Raw genomic sequence first — 15,143 nt, 5'->3', positions numbered from 1 at the left:
CCCCCACCCGAACCCCGCAGGGGTCCCGGAGCGAACACCCCACATGTCCTCCGTCCCCGCCCGCGTCAGCGTGGTGCTGCCCTGCCTCGACGAGGCCGGCTCGCTGCCGGGGGTGCTCGCGGCGGTGCCCGCGGGCTACGAGGTGGTCGTGGTCGACAACGGCTCCACCGACGACACCGCCGCCGTGGCCCGCCGCCTCGGCGCCACGGTGGTCCACGAGGCCGTGCCCGGTTACGGCTCGGCCGTGCACGCCGGCGTCGTCGCCGCCCGCACCGAGGTGGTGTGCGTGCTCGACGGGGACGGCTCGATGGACCCGGCCGAGCTGCCCGCCCTCGTCGGCGACCTCGACGCGGGCGCCGACCTCGCCGTCGGCCGCCGCCGCCCCGTCGCCGGGGCGGGCTGGCCGGTGCACGCCCGGCTGGGCAACGCGCTGATCGCCGCGCGGCTGCGCCGGGCCCACCGCCTGGCCGTCCACGACATCGGCGCCGTGCGCGCGGTCCGCCGCCAGGCCCTGCTCGACCTCGACGTCACCGACCGGCGCTCCGGCTACCCGCTCGAGCTGCTCGTCAAGGCGGCCGCGGCCGGCTGGACGGTCGTCGAGCGCGACGTCACCTACGCCCCCCGCACCGCGGGCCGCTCCAAGGTCTCCGGGTCGGTGCGCGGCACCTACCGCGCGGTGCGCGACTTCGGCCGGGCGCTCGCGTGAGCGCCGCGCCCGTGCTGCCCGTCACCCTGCTCGTCGTCGCCAAGGCCCCGGTGCCGGGCCAGGTGAAGACCCGGCTCACCAGCGAGCTCAGCGCCGCTGACGCGGCCGGCATCGCCGCGGCGTCGCTGCTCGACACCCTCGACGCGGTGCTCGCGACCCCCGTCGCCCACCGCGTCGTGGCCCTGACGGGCCGGCTCGAGGACGCGGTGCGCGCCGACGAGGTGCGCGCCCGCCTGGACCGCTGCACCGTCGTGCCCCAGCGGGGCGAGGGCCTGGGCGAGCGACTGGCCGCGGCCCACGCCGACGCCGCCGCCGCCACCGACCCCGCCGCGGCCGTGCTGCAGGTGGGGATGGACACGCCGCAGGCGGGCACCGGCATGCTCGAGCAGGCGTGCCGCGCGCTGCTCGAGCCGGGCACCGACGCCGTGCTCGGCGCGGCCGAGGACGGCGGCTGGTGGGCCCTCGGGGTCCGGGGCCCGGAGCTGGCCGTCGGGCTGGTGGACGTGCCCATGTCGCACCCGGAGACGGGTGCGGAGACGCGGGCGTCGCTGCTGCGGGCCGGTGCCCGGGTGGCCGACCTGCCGGTGCTGCGCGACGTCGACACCCCGGCCGACCTGGCCCCGGTGGCCGCGCTGGCCCCGGGTGGCCGGTTCGCGGCGGCCGTGGCCGCCCTGCCCGTCGGGGTGGGGGTGCGCTCGTGACCGCGACCATCGGGATCGGCTTCGACGACGTCTTCGAGCGCGCGCTCGCCGGCCTGCCCTGCTGGGTCAGCGACCGTCAGGGCCGCCGCCACGACCTGCCCGTGCGCCGCTGGCTGGGCGGCGAGCACTCCTCGCCCACCGACCGCGCGCGCGACCTGGCCCTGCTGGCCCGCTGCTCGGGCGCGACGCTGGACCTGGGCTGCGGGCCCGGCCGCCTCGTCGCGGAGCTGCACGCCCGCGGCGAGGTCGCCCTCGGCATCGACTCCTCCGCCGTCGCGGTGGCCCACACCCTGGCCCGGGGCGGTCGCGCCGTGCAGGGCGACGTCCACGGCCCGGCCCTGCGGGACGGCAGCTGGGACCGGGTGCTGCTGGCCGACGGCAACATCGGCATCGGCGGTGACCCGGTGCGCCTGCTGCGCCGTGCCGCGACCCTGCTCGCCCCCGGCGGTCGGGTCGTGGCCGAGCTGGCCCAGCACACCTGGACCGGGGACGTGCGGATCGAGACCGAGCACGCCGTCGGCGAGTGGTTCCCCTGGGCGCAGGTGGGTCCGGACACGGTGGGCCGGGTCGCCCACGAGTCGGGCCTGGCCGTCGTCGACCTGGCCGAGGTGGCCGGCGTCGTCGTGGCCACCCTCGAGCACGGCTGACCTGCCCCGACGTGGTGGCTCAGGTCACCGGTCGAGAAGCAAGTCGATCATCGACACCGGACCGTGACCCGGCGTAGGGTCGAGTCGTGCTCGAGGGTCGCGACCGCGGCCGGCGGGCACAGGCCAGACACCGACCCCACGACCTTCGTGGCTGTACTAAGGAACCCTCGTGACGCGCACCGGCTCGACCCTGCACTCCTCCCACCGCACCCTGACGTTCTCGCTCAGCGCTCCCGGCGGCACCGCCCCGGCTGCCGGCGCGGGCATCGTCGGCGCTCTCCTCGGTGCGGTCTCCTCCCGCCGTGCGCGGCGCGTCCGCGGCTGACCCCCGCACGCGCGCGAGCAGCGCGCTGACCACCACGACGGCCCCGGGCTCAGCCCGGGGCCGTCGTGCTGCGCCGGGGTCCGGACGTCCCCGGGACCAGTGCGGGGGGACCTGGTGTGATCTTCGCTACCGGCGGGTACGGTCGCGCCCGTGACCGCAGTGGCCGGGGTCACAGGTGGTGCCGAGGCAGGGGGCGTACGTGGGGTCGAAGGGTCGTGGTCGGTCGCGCCGGAGGGCGCTGCGCCGCCCCGTCGTGGTCGGGTTCGGGATGCTCGTCGTGTCGGCGCTGGCGTCGGGCACGCAGTCCGTCGCCGAGCCCGGGCAGGCCCCGTCGACCCCGGCGCCGTCCCCGGTGACCGCGAGCGCCCCGGACGACTCGGCGGTGGCCTACGCGGCCCAGGCCAAGGGGCTGCAGCGCCCGGTCGCGGCCGTGCCCGCCGCGCTCGCCGCGTCGGGCGCCACCGGGTCGGTCGCCGGGCTGCCGGGCGCGGTGGTCCCCCCGGGCGCGCTGCTCGAGCTGCCGTCGGGGCCGTTGGGCATCCCGGGTGCGGTGCTCGTGGCCTACCGGAAGGTCGCCGACGAGCTCGCTGCCTCCACCCCCGGCTGCCACATGACGTGGAACCTGCTCGCCGGCATCGGGCGCATCGAGTCCGGGCACGCCTCCGGCGGCCGGGTCGACGCGGCCGGCACCACCCTGGGCCCGATCCTCGGCCCGGTGCTCGACGGCGCCAACCCCGGTGACGGGGTCGTCCGCGACACCGACGGCGGCCGGCTGGACGGCAACACCACCTACGACCGGGCCGTCGGGCCCATGCAGTTCATCCCCGGCACGTGGGCGGTCTACGGCGCCGACGGCAACGGCGACGGCGTCGTCGACCCGAACAACGTCTACGACGCCGCCCTGGGGGCCGGCCGCTACCTGTGCTCGGGCGGGCTCGACGTCGCCGACCCGGCGCAGGCCCGCACCGCGGTGTACCGCTACAACAACTCCGACGCCTACGTGAGCAACGTGCTGGCCTGGTCGGCCGCCTACGCCCGCGGGGTCGAGCCGACCGCGTCCGAGCTCGGGCCGGTGCCCGCCCCCGCGACGGCCGCGCCGAGCACCCCCGCCGCGCCGAGCGCCACCCCCGCCGCGCCGACCACGCCGGCGGTCCCGACGACGACCCCGGCCGCGCCGACGAGCACCACCCCGCCGCCGGCCACGACCACGACGACCCCGCCGCCGGCCACGACCACGACGACCCCCGCGCCGACCACCACCCCCGCGGCCACGTCCCGCTGGCTGGCCGGCCCGCTCGGGCTGCCGGTGTGCGGGGCGGACACGGTCATGCCGGTCGACCCGGCCGCCCCCGACGGGGCCACCCGGGCCGTGCCCGCGAACCCCGGCCTGTGCCTGGTGCCCGACCTGGCCCGGCTCGCCCCCGGCTACCGGGAACTGCCGCCCGCCTGAGCGAGCGGCCCCGGTCGGTGGCGCGCGACCGAACACGGGGCGTTACCGTCGTGACCCACGGTGGAGCGGGAGGAGGCCGCGGGTGAGGCGCAGCGAGGGCAGCAGGCAGGACGAGTCCGCCCGCAGCTACCTCACGGTGGCGCGCACCCGCTCCGCCCTGCACACCACGCTCGCGCTGGCCGCGGACCTCCTCGGCTTCCCCATCGGCCAGGTCAACATCCTCGACCAGGACACCCAGCACACGTTGACCAGCGTCGGCCCGCGCGAGTACGAGGACGTCGCCCGCTCCGAGGCGCTGTGCCGGCTGGTCCTCGACAGCGGGCGGGCCGTCACCCTGGACGACCTGACCGCGGGCGCGGTGACCCACGACGAGTTCGGCTGCTACGTGGGCGTGCCGCTGACCGGCCGGGAGGGCGTCGTCGTCGGCACCTTGTGCCTGATGGACACCGCCCCCCGGCACGTCACCCCGGACGAGGTGGCCCGGCTGGCCCAGTTCGGCCTGGTCGTGGAGGAGCAGCTGGACCTGCTGCGACGGACGGGCACCGCCGGGGGCCAGCTGGCCGCGACGACGTCGCGCGACCTGGCCGCCGCGATCGACGCCGGCCAGGTGGTCCCGTGGTTCCAGCCGGTGGTGGACCTGGCCACCGACGCCGTGACCGGGTACGAGGCCCTCGCCCGGTGGCACCACCCCCGGCTCGGCGTGCTGCCCCCGGCCCGCTTCGTGCCCCACGCCGAGGACAGCGACCTCGTCGTCGACCTGGACCTCGCCGTGTTCGGGGCCGCCCTCGACGAGGCCGTGCGCTGGTGGGAGGCCGAGCCCGGGGTGGGCCTGAGCGTGAACGTCTCCGCCCACCACCTCGCCAACCCCCGCTCGCTGGCCCGCTACGTCGCGGAGGCGCGGCGCCGGTCGGCGCCCCCGGGGCGGGTCACCCTCGAGCTCACCGAGAGCATCGCGCTGCCCCCGGGGGTCGACGGGCCCGCGGCGGTCCGGCAGCTGCGCGAGGCGGGCTTCCGGGTGGTGCTCGACGACTTCGGCACGGCGTGGTCCTCGTTGGAGCAGCTGCTCGCGCTGCCGGTCGACGGCGTCAAGCTCGACCGGGCCGTGACCGCGTCGGTCACCACCCGCGAGGGCGCGGTGGTGGTCGGGGCCGTCGCGCGGCTGGCCGGCGACCTCGACCTGGACACGGTGGTCGAGGGCGTCGAGACACGGGAGCAGGCCCGCCGCTGCCGCGAGCTGGGGTGCCGCTCGGCGCAGGGCTACCTGTACTCCGCGGCCGTGCCCGCCGCCGAGCTGCCGCACCGGCGGTAGCGGGGCCCGGCTCCGGCCGTCCGGCCCCGCACCCCCCGCGTGGCTACGCTCCTGCTGTGACGACCGCCGACCGCTCCGACCCGCGTGCCTCGAGCGCGGCCGCGGTCAGCTGGCCGGTGCGGGTGGCCGCGTCCTGGGCGTGGCGGCTGCTGCTGGTGGCCGCGCTCGTGCTCGGGCTGTTCCAGCTCGTCGGGCTGCTGTTCGTCGTCGTGGTCCCCATCGGCCTGGCCCTGCTCGCCTCGGCCCTGCTCACCCCGGGGGTCGGCTGGCTGCAGCGCCACCGCGTGCCCCGCGGCCTGGCCACCGGCCTGGTGATGGTCGGCGGGCTGCTGCTCGTGGCCGGGGTGCTCGGCTTCGTCGTCCGGGCCTTCGCCAACGGCCTGCCCGAGCTGGAGAACCAGGTCACGGCCAGCATCGAGTCGATCCGGGACTACCTCATCAACGGCCCGCTCGGGCTGAGCCCCGACCAGCTCACCCAGGCCAGCGACTCCCTGGTCCAGGCCATCCGCAGCAACCAGGAGGCGCTCACCAGCAGCGCGTTCGCCACCGCGGCCAGCGTCAGCGAGGGGGTCTCCGCGGCGCTGCTGGCCCTGTTCACGCTGATCTTCTTCCTGCACGACGGCCGCGGCATCTGGAGCTTCCTCATCCGCGTCGTCCCCCGTGACGTGCGCGACGACATCGACGTGGCGGGTCAGCGCGGCTTCGCCTCCCTCGTCGGCTACGTCCGCGCCACCGTCGCCGTGGCCGCGGTCGACGCGGTCGGCATCGGGATCGGCCTCGCCGTGCTGGGGGTGCCGCTGGCGCTGCCGCTCGCGGCGCTGGTGTTCCTCGGCGCGTTCGTGCCCATCGTCGGCGCCGTCGTCACCGGCCTGGTCGCCGTGCTGGTGGCCCTGGTCGCCAACGGGTTCGTCGTCGCCCTCATCGTGCTCGGCGTGGTGCTGGTGGTCATGCAGGTGGAGAGCCACGTGCTGCAGCCGTTCCTCATGGGCCGCGCCGTCAAGCTGCACCCGCTGGCGGTGGTCGTCTCCATCGCGACCGGGCTGGTCCTCGGCGGCATCGTCGGCGCGCTGCTCATCGTGCCCGCGGTGGCCTTCCTCAACGCGGCCGTGCGGTCGCTGCAGCACCCCGACGACCCGCCCGACCCGCCCGTCGTCGACGTCACCGACGTCGACCACGCCACCCCCGGCCACACCGGCGAGGCCGCCGAGCCGCCCGCCTCGCCCGGCGACCTCAGCGAGGCCGGGGTCGAGGCCGCGGAGCGCGAGCGCGAGCAGGCCCGCCGCTAGCCGGTCACCAGGGGACGACCCGGCGGTCCTCCCACAGCCGTCCCGTCTCTGCCGGGGCACCCTCGTCGTCCGTCGCCGCGCGGGTGGCCAGCCACACCGCGGTGTCGGCGCCCTGCTCGACGGTGCGCGGCGCCTGCGGCCCGCCCATGTCCGTGGCGCAGTGCCCCGGGCACACCGCGTCGACGAGCAGGCCCCGCGCGCCGTGCCCGGTCTCGTGGGCGAGGTTGCGGACCAGGGCGTTCACCCCGGCCTTGGCCACGCGGTAGGGGGCCAGCCCGCCCGCCGTGCCGGGCCCGGACATCCGCCCCAGGCAGGCGCTGTAGTGCACCACCCGCCCGCGCCGCCGCGCCGCCATGCCGGGCCCGACGAGCCGGGTGAGCAGGAACGGGGCGTCGAGGTCGACGGCCAGGACGCGCCGCCACTCCTGCGGCGACGTGCGCAGCGTCTTGGTGGTCCGCTCGGCCATGACCGCCGCGGCGTGCACGAGGACGTCGACCTCGCCGAGCGCCTCGAGCCGCGGGCCGAGCGCGGCCACCGCGTCGGGGTCGGCGAGGTCGCAGGCCAGGGCGACCGCGTCGAGCCCGTCGTCGACCATGCCGGCCACCGCGGCCTCGAGCGCGGCGGGGTCGCGGGCCAGGCAGGCCACCGTCGCCCCCAGCCCGGCCAGGTCGCGCGCCACCCGGTGGCCCAGGCCCCGGCTGGCCCCGGTGACGAGGGCCAGGCCGGGGGCGGTGGTGGTGCCTGCGGGGGACGGGCTGCTCGGGTCGGTCACGTCCCGATCGTGCCCCGGTGCGGCACCATGGGCCCGGTGACCGCGTCGTCGGCTGGTGTCCTCACCCGGGCGGCGCGCGCCGTCGCCGGTCGGGGCGAGGCGGACGACCCCACGGCCCCGCTGTGGCGGGGCGCGGTGGTGTTCCGGGTGCTCACCCTCGGCTTCGCCCTGGGCGTGCAGCTCGCGTTCTCCGACGGCTACGCCCGGCCCGCGCTGAGCTGGGTGCTGGTGGGGGTGATGACGGGGTGGACCGTGCTCACCGGGGTCGGGTTCACCGCCGGGTGGGGCCGCACCCCCGCCGTGGTGGCGGCCGACGTGGCCGTGTCCGCGGTGCTGCTGGCGGGCAACCGGCTCGTGCTCAGCACCGCCGCGCTCGACGCCGGCCGACCCCTGGTGACCACGGTGTGGGTGGCCGGGGCGGTGGTCGCGGTGGCCGTGCTCGCCGGGCCCTGGTGGGGGTTCGGGGTGGCGGCCGTGGTCTCGGCGGAGAGCGGGCTGGTGCGCGGCTACGTCGACACCGACCTGGCCCGCGACACCACGATCCTGCTGTGCGTCGGGGTGGTGCTGGGGGTGTCGGCGGTGGCCGCCCGGCGCTCGCGCCGGGCCCTGGAGCGGGCGCTGCGCACCAGCGCCGCCGCCGCCGAGCGGGAGCGCCTCGGCCGCGAGGTGCACGACAGCGTGCTGCAGGCGTTGAGCTTCATCAGCAGGCAGGGCAGCGCGATGGGCGGCGGTGCCGCCGACCTCGCCCGGCTGGCGGGGGAGCAGGAGGTCGCGCTGCGCGCCCTGGTCTCCGCCGGGCCGGCCGACGCCGACGCCGCGGGCGGCGCCGAGGTCGACCTGCGGCCGCTGCTGCAGGCCCAGGCCAGCGCGTCGGCCTCGGTGTCGGTGCCGTCGACGGCCGTGCCCCTGCCCGGGCACGTCGCGACCGAGCTCGCGGCGGTGGCCCGCACCGCGCTGACGAACACCGCGGTGCACGCCGGGGCCGGGGCGCACGCCTACGTCCTGCTCGAGGACCTCGGCGACCACGTCGTGCTCAGCGTGCGCGACGACGGCGTCGGCATCCCCGAGGGTCGTCTCGCCACGGCCGAGGGGGAGGGCAGGATGGGGGTCGCACGCTCGATCCGGGGCCGGGTGGCCGAGCTGGGCGGGGAGGCCCTGCTCGACACGGCGCCGGGGCTGGGCACGGAGTGGGAGGTCCGGGTGCCGCGAGGGACGGGGGGACGGCGTGGCTGAGCAGGACGGCCCGGTGCGGGTGATGGTGGTCGACGACCACCCGATGTGGCGCGACGGGGTGGCCCGCGACCTCGCCGCCCGCGGGTTCGACGTGGTCGCCACCGCGGACGGGGTCGCGGCCGCCGAGCGGATCGCCCGCGCCGTCACCCCCGACGTGGTGCTGATGGACCTGCAGCTCGGCGACGGCTCCGGCGTCGACGCCACGCGGGCAGTGCTGGCCCGCTCCCCGGCGACCCGCGTGCTGGTGCTCTCCGCGTCCGGCGAGCAGTCCGACGTGCTCGAGGCGGTCAAGGCGGGGGCGTCGGGCTACCTGGTGAAGAGCGCCTCGGCCGAGGAGCTGGAGCGGGCGGTGCGGGCCACCGCGGCCGGGCAGGCGGTGTTCACCCCGGGCCTGGCCGGGCTCGTGCTGGGGGAGTACCGCCGCATGTCGGCCACCCCCGCGCCGGCCCGGGGCGAGCCCGAGCTGCCGACGCTGACCGAGCGCGAGACCGAGGTGCTGCGCCACGTGGCCAAGGGGATGAGCGCCAAGCAGGTCGCGGCCAAGCTCGTCATCAGCCACCGCACCGTGGAGAACCACGTGCAGTCGACGCTGCGCAAGCTGCAGCTGGCCAACCGGGTCGAGCTGACCCGCTACGCCATCGAGCACGGGCTGGACGGCTGAGCGCGGACGGTCAGGACAGGTCGCGCAGGCTCATCACCGCACCCACCAGGGCGGCGGGCAGCGAGACGGCGTAGACGGTCCAGCGCAGCCACTCCGGGCCGTGGTAAGTGGCGACCGTGCTGCTCACCAGGGCGGCCGCGACGAGCACGACGCCGTAGAACGCCGTGCGCTGCGGGTGCTCGCCGCGGGCCACCCTCAGCCCCGCCCCGGGTCCAGCACCGACCACAGGAACCGGTGGGCCAGCGCGTTCGTGAACGCGAGCTGCGCGTTGTCCGCCGCGCCCCCGTGGCCGCCCTCGATGTTCTCGAAGTAGGACACGTCCGCGCCCTGGGACTCCAGCCGCGCCACGAACTTCCGGGCGTGGCCCGGGTGCACCCGGTCGTCGCGGGTCGAGGTGGTCACCAGCAGCGGCGGGTACGCCGTGCCGGGCCGGGCGTTCTGGTACGGGGAGTACTCGGCGATGTGCGCCCACTGCTCCGGGTCGTCCGGGTCGCCGTACTCGGCCATCCACGACGCCCCCGCCAGCAGCAGGTGGTAGCGGCGCATGTCCAGCAGCGGCACCTGGCACACCACGGCGCCCACCAGCTCCGGGTACTTCGTGGCCACGATGCCCGTGAGCAGGCCGCCGTTGCTGCCGCCCTGCACCCCGAGCCGGTCGGGCGTGCTCACCCCGCGCGCCACGAGGTCACGGGCCACGGCGGCGACGTCCTCGTGCACCCTGTGCCGTCCGGCCCCGAGGACCTGGGTGTGCCAGCCCGGGCCCAGCTCGCCGCCCCCGCGCAGGTTGGCCACCACGTAGGTGCCGCCGCGCTCCAGCCACGCTCGGCCCCGCACGGCGCTGTAGGCGGGCAGCAGGGAGACCTCGAACCCGCCGTAGCCGTACAGGAGCGTAGGGCCGGGGCCGGGGCCCGGCTCGGACCCGGGCCGGCCGACCACGACGTAGGGCACCTGCGTGCCGTCGAGCGAGGTGGCGTGGTGCTGGGTGACCTCGAGCCCGGTCGCGTCGAACAGGGCCGGTGCGCTCGCCAGCACCACCGGGCGTTCACCCCCGGCCACCCCGCGCTGCAGGGTCGGCGGGGTGAGGTAGCCGCTGGCGGAGAGGAGGTACTCGTCCCCGCTCCCCCCGTCGGCGGCGGGCAGCGGGTCGGTGCCGACGACCTCGAGCGAGACCAGCTCGGGCAGTCCCTCGACGGGGGTGACGGTGAACCCGTCCGGGCCCGGGGTGGCCACGTGCACGCTGGGGCGGACGTCGTCCAGCACCACGAGCAGCAGGTGGTGCTCGGTCCAGGTGTGCTGGTGCAGGGCGGTGCGGTCGCCCGGGGTGAACACGGTGTGGAACGTCCGGTCGCCGGCGAGGAACGTCTCGAGGTGGGTCGCCAGCAGGGCGCCCGCCGGGTGGGTGGTGCCCCCGACCTCCCAGTCGGTGGTGAGCCGGACGGTGAGCCACTCCCGGTGCACGGCGGTGTCGGCGTCGGTGGGGACGTCCAGGCGGACCGGGGTGCCGCCCGCCTCGGGACCGGTGTCGGTGAGGATCGACAGCTCGGAGTTGTAGAAGTCGGTGGCGCGGGCGACGAAGGTCCGCTCGAAGCCGGGGGTGCGGTCGTGCCAGCCCGAGACCGCCACGTCGGTGGCCTCCCCGGCGAACACCACCGGGGCGTCGGCGACCGGCGTGCCGCGCCGCCAGCGCCGGACGGTGCGCGGGTAGCCCGACGTGGTCAGCGAGCCCTCGCCGAGGTCGGTGCCGACGAGGACCGTGTCGGCGTCGACCCAGCCGACGTCGGACTTGGCCTCGGGGAGGACGAAGCCGTCGGCCACCCAGGCGCGGTCGGTGATCGAGTACTCCCGGACGACGGCGGCGTCGGACCCGCCGCGCGACAGGGTGACCAGCGCCCGGTCCTGCTCGGGCCGCAGCACCACCGCCCCGCCCCACACCCAGCTCTCGTCCTCCGCGGCGGCCACCGCGTCGAGGTCGAGCAGCACGTCCCACCCGGTGCCCGAGGTGCCGGCGGCCGCGAACGACTCCCGGGTGGTCCGGCGCCACACCCCGCGCGGGTGCGCGGCGTCGCGCCACACGTTGTAGAGGTGCTCGCCGCGGGGCCGGGGCCACGGGATGCGGGCGTCGGTGTCGAGGACCTCGAGCAGGCTCGCCCGCAGCTCGGCGAAGCCGTCGTCGGTGGTGAACCGGGCCTCGGTGCGGGCGTTGCGCTCCCGCACCCAGTCCAGCGCCGCCTCCCCGGTGACGTCCTCCAGCCACAGGTACGGGTCCGCCTCGTCGTCCACGACCCGATCGTCCACCCCGGCCGAGCGGCCCGCCCGGCTGGCTAGGCTGTGACCGTGCTCACGCCCAGTGCCGACCCCCGCTCCAGCACCGTCGACGGCGTCCTGCGGCGCAGCGCCGGCCGCAGCCCCGACGCGGTGGCGCTGACCTTCGCCGACCGCCGCTGGACCTACGCCGCGCTCGACGACGCGGTGAGCCGCGCGGCTGCGCACCTGCTCTCCCTGGGCCTCGACGCGGGTGACCGGGTGGCCACCGTGGGCGCCAACTCCGACGCCTACCTGCTGGCCTACCTCGGCTGCGCCCGCGCCGGGCTGGTCCACGTCCCGGTGAACTACGCGCTCACCGGCGACGAGCTGGCCTACCTGCTCTCCCACTCCGGGGCGCGGGTGGCGCTGGTCGACCCGGACCTGCGGGCCGGGGTCGAGGCGGTCCGCGCGGGCACCGCGGTGGAGCAGGTGCTGGCCCTGCACGGCGAGGCGGGCGCGGTGCTCGAGGCGTGGTCGGCCGGGGAGCTGCCCGCGCTCGACGTGGCCGTCGCCGACACCGACCTGGTGCAGCTGCTCTACACCTCGGGCACCACGTCGAAGCCCAAGGGCGCCATGATGACCCACCGGGCGCTGGTCCACGAGTACGTCTCCACCGTGGTCGCGCTGGACTGCCGTGCCGACGACGACCCGCTGCACTGCATGCCGCTCTACCACTCCGCCGGGATGCACGTGTTCCTCATGCCCTACCTCGCGGTGGGGGCGACGAACGCGCTGCTGCCGCGCCCGGACGTGCCGGAGGTGATGCGGCGCATCGAGGCCGACCGGGTGGGGGCGCTGTTCCTCGCCCCGACGGTGTGGGTGCCGCTGGCCAACCACCCGGACCTGGCCACCCGCGACCTGTCCAGCCTGCGCAAGGCCTTCTACGGGGCGTCGATCATGCCGGGGCCGGTGCTGGCGCGGTTGCAGCAGCGGCTGCCCGGGCTGGCGTTCTACAACTGCTTCGGCCAGTCCGAGATCGGCCCGCTCGCCACCGTGCTGGGCCCCGCCGAGCACGCCGAGCGGCCCGAGAGCTGCGGCCGCGCCGTGCTGTTCGTTGAGACCCGGGTGGTGGCGGTGGACGACCCGGCGCTCGACGTGGCGCCCGACGAGCCCGGGGAGCTGCTGTACCGCTCGCCGCAGCTGTGCACCGGGTACTGGGACGACCCGGGCGCCACCGCCGGGGCGTTCGTCGACGGGTGGTTCCACTCCGGGGACCTGGTGCGCCGCGACGCCGTCGGATTCATCACCGTGGTCGACCGCATCAAGGACGCCATCAACACCGGCGGGGTCATGGTCGCCTCCCGCGAGGTCGAGGACGCGCTGTACACCCACCCCGGGGTCGCCGAGGTCGCGGTCATCGGGACCCCGGACGAGCGGTGGATCGAGGCGGTGACCGCGGTCGTCGTGCTGCGCCCGGACGCCGACGTCGACGAGGCTGCGCTGGTCGCGCACGTCAAGGGGCGGCTGGCCCCGTTCAAGGTGCCCAAGGCGGTGCACCTGGTCGACGAGCTGCCCCGCAACCAGAGCGGGAAGCTGCTCAAGCGGGTGCTGCGCGACCAGCTGACCTGACGCGGGATCCGGGTAGCGCTACTCACGACGGCCGGGGGTCGCGCCGAGCAGGCTGGTCGCCATGACCAGCACCCAGCCCCGCAGCGTCGCCGAGCTGTCCGCCGAGGTCCTCGCCCTCGGCGCCCGCCTGCACCAGGTGGGCCTCGAGCTGCGCGCCGCCACCCCCGCCCCGCCCCACCCGGCGCCGGCCCGTCCCGCGGCGCCCCGGCCCGTCCCCCCGCCGGCGCAGCAGCACCCCGTCCCGCCGCGGCCGCCCCGGCGCCTACCGCCGCAGCCGCCCCAGCCCCTCCCGCCGCAGCCGCGCCCGCCCCGGCTGAGCCCGCCGAGCGCCGGTGTGTGGCGGCCCGGAACCCCGCCGACAGCGCGACACACCGGCGCTCGGCCGCCCGCCCCGCCGCGGCCGCCGTGGTGGCAGCGCGAGGGTGCGGCCAGCCGCGTGCTGGCCGTCGCCGGCTCGGTGGTGACCCTGCTCGGCGTCGTCCTGCTGCTCGTCCTGGCCGTGCAGCGCGGCTACCTCGGCCCCGTGCCCCGCGTCGTCGGCGGCGCGGGGCTGGCCGGGGTGCTCGTCGGCCTCGGCGCGCGGGTCCGCGGCCGCGCCGGTGGCCGGGTCGGCGCCGTCGCGCTGGCCGGGACCGGTCTCGCCGGGCTGCACCTCGACGTCGTCGCGGCCACGGCCGGGTACGGCTGGCTGCCCGCGGCGGCCGGCCTCGCCCTCAGCCTGGCCGTCGCGGCGGGTGGGGTGGCGCTGGCCGACCGGTGGGCGGCCGAGCCTCTGGCCCTGCTCGCCGTGGGCGGGGCGGCCGTGCTCGGCCCCGTCGTCGCCGGCCGGGTCGACCTGCTCACCGTCGGGTTCCTCCTCGTGCTGCAGGCCGCCGTGCTGCCGTCGGTGCTGCGCCGCGGCTGGCGGGTGCTCCCGGTGCTCGCCGCCGTGGGGCCGCTGCTCGCCGCGCTCGTCACCGCGCTGCGCGCCCAGGCCGGGGACCTGCCGCTCACCCAGGCGGTGGCGGCCGCGGTCGCCGTCTCCCTCGTCGGGCTGGCGGCCGCGGTGGCCACCCAGCGCGTCCGGCCCGCCGACCCGCTCGCCACCCCGGCGCTCGTCGGGTCCGCCGTGCCCGTGCTCGCCGTCGCGCTGGTCACCGAGCGGTTCACCGGCGCGCTGCTCGCCGCCGGGCTGACCGCGGTGCTGCTGCTCGTCCTGGCCACGGTGCGGTGGCTGACCGGCCCGGCCCGGCTCGTCGTCGGGAGCACCGCGGCGCTGGCCGCGCTGCAGGCGTCGCTGCTCGCGGTGGACGGTGCGAGCCGGCCCGCCCTGCTGCTGGGGGAGGCCCTGGTGCTCCTCGGTGCGGCGCACCGGCTGCGCTCGCCCGGCCTGCTGCGGGTCGGCGCCGGGTTCGCCGGGGCCGGCGCCCTCGCCGCGCTGCAGGTGCTGCCCCCCGCGGCCCTGGTCCGCGCGGGCGGACCGCTCGGGGTGGCGTCCTTGGCGGCCGGCCTGCTGCTCACCGTGACGGCGGTGGCGCTGGCCGCGGAGGTCCGCCACTCCCGGCTGGTGCGCGACCTGCGCCCGGTGTGGGTCGTCACCGGGGTGGCCGCGCTGCTCGGGCTCACCGGGGCGCTCGTCTCCGCCGCCGTCCTGGTGCTCGGCCGCGACGGGTTCGTCCTCGGCCACACCGCCGCCACGGTGAGCTGGACCGCGACCGCCCTCGGCCTGCTCGCGGTGGGTCTTCGCCGCGGCCCGGGCGCGACCACCGCCCGGGTGGCGGGCCTGGTGCTGGCCGCGGCGGCGGTGGCCAAGCTGCTGCTGTTCGACCTCGCCGCCCTGGACGGCCTCTACCGGGTGGTGGCGTTCCTGGTCGTCGGGCTGCTGCTGCTCACCGCGGGTACCCGTTACGCCCGGATGCTCGGCGAGGCGGAGCCCCGCGGGTGATGGTCGCGGAGCCCCGCGGCCGCCAGGTCTAGCGGTGGCGGTACATGAACGACGGCTTGTCCGGGCTGGCCCGGTGCCGACCCGCGGCGGCGTCGGCCCCGGCCGGTCCGGCGTCGTCGGCGGGCGGGGGCTCCGGCGCAGGAGGGGCTGGGGTCGGGGGAGCGTCCGCCACCGGGCGCTCCCGCTCCGCCGGCCGGGGACGCTCGACGTGCTCGGGGGCCACCCACAGCGCGGCGCCGTCGCGGGCCCCGACCCC

Annotated in this window: 15 protein-coding genes; 11 read left to right on the top strand and 4 right to left on the bottom strand. The window is 77.5% G+C overall.

The genetic code is table 11. The features are described from left to right. Positions 1-43: 43 nt before the first annotated feature. From ACYVOF_RS01675 to ACYVOF_RS01645, 7 genes are all read left to right on the top strand, one after another. On the top strand, positions 44-706 hold the full coding sequence (locus tag ACYVOF_RS01675; protein WP_460863697.1) for a glycosyltransferase family 2 protein: 663 nt from the start codon (positions 44-46) through the stop codon (positions 704-706). Next, entirely contained in the window at positions 703-1,407 is a 705-nt protein-coding gene (locus tag ACYVOF_RS01670; RefSeq protein ID WP_460863695.1) for a TIGR04282 family arsenosugar biosynthesis glycosyltransferase, read from the top strand. Before ACYVOF_RS01675 ends, ACYVOF_RS01670 begins: the two co-directional genes overlap by 4 nt. Further along, positions 1,404-2,054 carry a methyltransferase domain-containing protein gene (locus ACYVOF_RS01665; protein ID WP_460863694.1) on the top strand — a complete coding sequence of 217 codons (651 nt, stop codon included), beginning with the start codon at positions 1,404-1,406 and terminating at the stop codon, positions 2,052-2,054. The genes ACYVOF_RS01670 and ACYVOF_RS01665 overlap by 4 nt, the downstream gene beginning before the upstream one ends. Before the next feature lie 169 nt (positions 2,055-2,223). Continuing rightward, positions 2,224-2,379, top strand: a complete 156-nt coding sequence (locus tag ACYVOF_RS01660; protein ID WP_460863692.1) for a hypothetical protein — start codon at positions 2,224-2,226, stop codon at positions 2,377-2,379. Between the two features lie 268 nt (positions 2,380-2,647). Beyond that, the gene (locus ACYVOF_RS01655) at positions 2,648-3,829 is read left to right on the top strand and encodes a lytic transglycosylase domain-containing protein (protein WP_460863690.1); all 1,182 of its coding nucleotides are present in this window, start codon (positions 2,648-2,650) and stop codon (positions 3,827-3,829) included. A gap of 82 nt (positions 3,830-3,911) precedes the next feature. Beyond that, positions 3,912-5,138 (top strand): sensor domain-containing phosphodiesterase, encoded by a 1,227-nt coding sequence (locus tag ACYVOF_RS01650; RefSeq protein ID WP_460863689.1) that lies wholly within the window; start codon positions 3,912-3,914, stop codon positions 5,136-5,138. Positions 5,139-5,194: 56 nt separating this feature from the next. Next, positions 5,195-6,424, top strand: coding sequence for an AI-2E family transporter (locus ACYVOF_RS01645; protein ID WP_460863687.1), 1,230 nt, complete (start codon positions 5,195-5,197; stop codon positions 6,422-6,424). Positions 6,425-6,428: 4 nt separating this feature from the next. Here the strand turns inward: ACYVOF_RS01645 and ACYVOF_RS01640 are convergent, their stop codons facing one another. Next, positions 6,429-7,196, bottom strand: coding sequence for an SDR family NAD(P)-dependent oxidoreductase (locus ACYVOF_RS01640; protein WP_460863686.1), 768 nt, complete (start codon positions 7,194-7,196; stop codon positions 6,429-6,431). A gap of 36 nt (positions 7,197-7,232) precedes the next feature. On the opposite strand from ACYVOF_RS01640, the gene macS reads away from it, so the two are divergent. Continuing rightward, complete coding sequence (macS, locus tag ACYVOF_RS01635) at positions 7,233-8,429, top strand: MacS family sensor histidine kinase (protein ID WP_460863684.1); 1,197 nt, start codon at positions 7,233-7,235, stop codon at positions 8,427-8,429. A gap of 22 nt (positions 8,430-8,451) precedes the next feature. After that, positions 8,452-9,090 carry a response regulator gene (locus tag ACYVOF_RS01630; protein WP_460864080.1) on the top strand — a complete coding sequence of 213 codons (639 nt, stop codon included), beginning with the start codon at positions 8,452-8,454 and terminating at the stop codon, positions 9,088-9,090. 10 nt (positions 9,091-9,100) lie between these two features. On the opposite strand, the gene ACYVOF_RS01625 is transcribed toward ACYVOF_RS01630, so the two are convergent. Continuing rightward, positions 9,101-9,283 carry a hypothetical protein gene (locus ACYVOF_RS01625; protein ID WP_460863682.1) on the bottom strand — a complete coding sequence of 61 codons (183 nt, stop codon included), beginning with the start codon at positions 9,281-9,283 and terminating at the stop codon, positions 9,101-9,103. Positions 9,284-9,285: 2 nt separating this feature from the next. Next, the gene (locus tag ACYVOF_RS01620) at positions 9,286-11,385 is read right to left on the bottom strand and encodes a prolyl oligopeptidase family serine peptidase (RefSeq protein ID WP_460863681.1); all 2,100 of its coding nucleotides are present in this window, start codon (positions 11,383-11,385) and stop codon (positions 9,286-9,288) included. Between the two features lie 39 nt (positions 11,386-11,424). On the opposite strand from ACYVOF_RS01620, the gene ACYVOF_RS01615 reads away from it, so the two are divergent. Together ACYVOF_RS01615 and ACYVOF_RS01610 are read left to right on the top strand one after the other, a co-directional pair. Further along, positions 11,425-12,963 carry a fatty acyl-CoA synthetase gene (locus ACYVOF_RS01615; RefSeq protein ID WP_460863679.1) on the top strand — a complete coding sequence of 513 codons (1,539 nt, stop codon included), beginning with the start codon at positions 11,425-11,427 and terminating at the stop codon, positions 12,961-12,963. A 61-nt stretch (positions 12,964-13,024) separates the two neighbouring features. After that, complete coding sequence (locus ACYVOF_RS01610) at positions 13,025-14,887, top strand: DUF2339 domain-containing protein (protein WP_460863677.1); 1,863 nt, start codon at positions 13,025-13,027, stop codon at positions 14,885-14,887. A gap of 28 nt (positions 14,888-14,915) precedes the next feature. Here the strand turns inward: ACYVOF_RS01610 and ACYVOF_RS01605 are convergent. Beyond that, positions 14,916-15,143 (bottom strand): hypothetical protein (locus tag ACYVOF_RS01605; protein ID WP_460863676.1); only part of this gene is annotated, 228 nt, incomplete at its 5' end.

It is taken from the genome of Rhodococcus aerolatus (assembly GCF_054783215.1).
This window is presented reverse-complemented; position numbering and strand designations above follow the sequence as displayed.

Bases quoted from the DNA above. Each gene is read 5' to 3' on its own strand.
- ACYVOF_RS01675 (WP_460863697.1), top strand. From the start codon at position 44: ATGTCCTCCGTCCCCGCCCGCGTCAGCGTGGTGCTGCCCTGCCTCGAC.
- ACYVOF_RS01630 (WP_460864080.1), top strand. From the start codon at position 8,452: ATGGTGGTCGACGACCACCCGATGTGGCGCGACGGGGTGGCCCGCGAC.
- ACYVOF_RS01655 (WP_460863690.1), top strand. From the start codon at position 2,648: ATGCTCGTCGTGTCGGCGCTGGCGTCGGGCACGCAGTCCGTCGCCGAG.
- ACYVOF_RS01610 (WP_460863677.1), top strand. From the start codon at position 13,025: ATGACCAGCACCCAGCCCCGCAGCGTCGCCGAGCTGTCCGCCGAGGTC.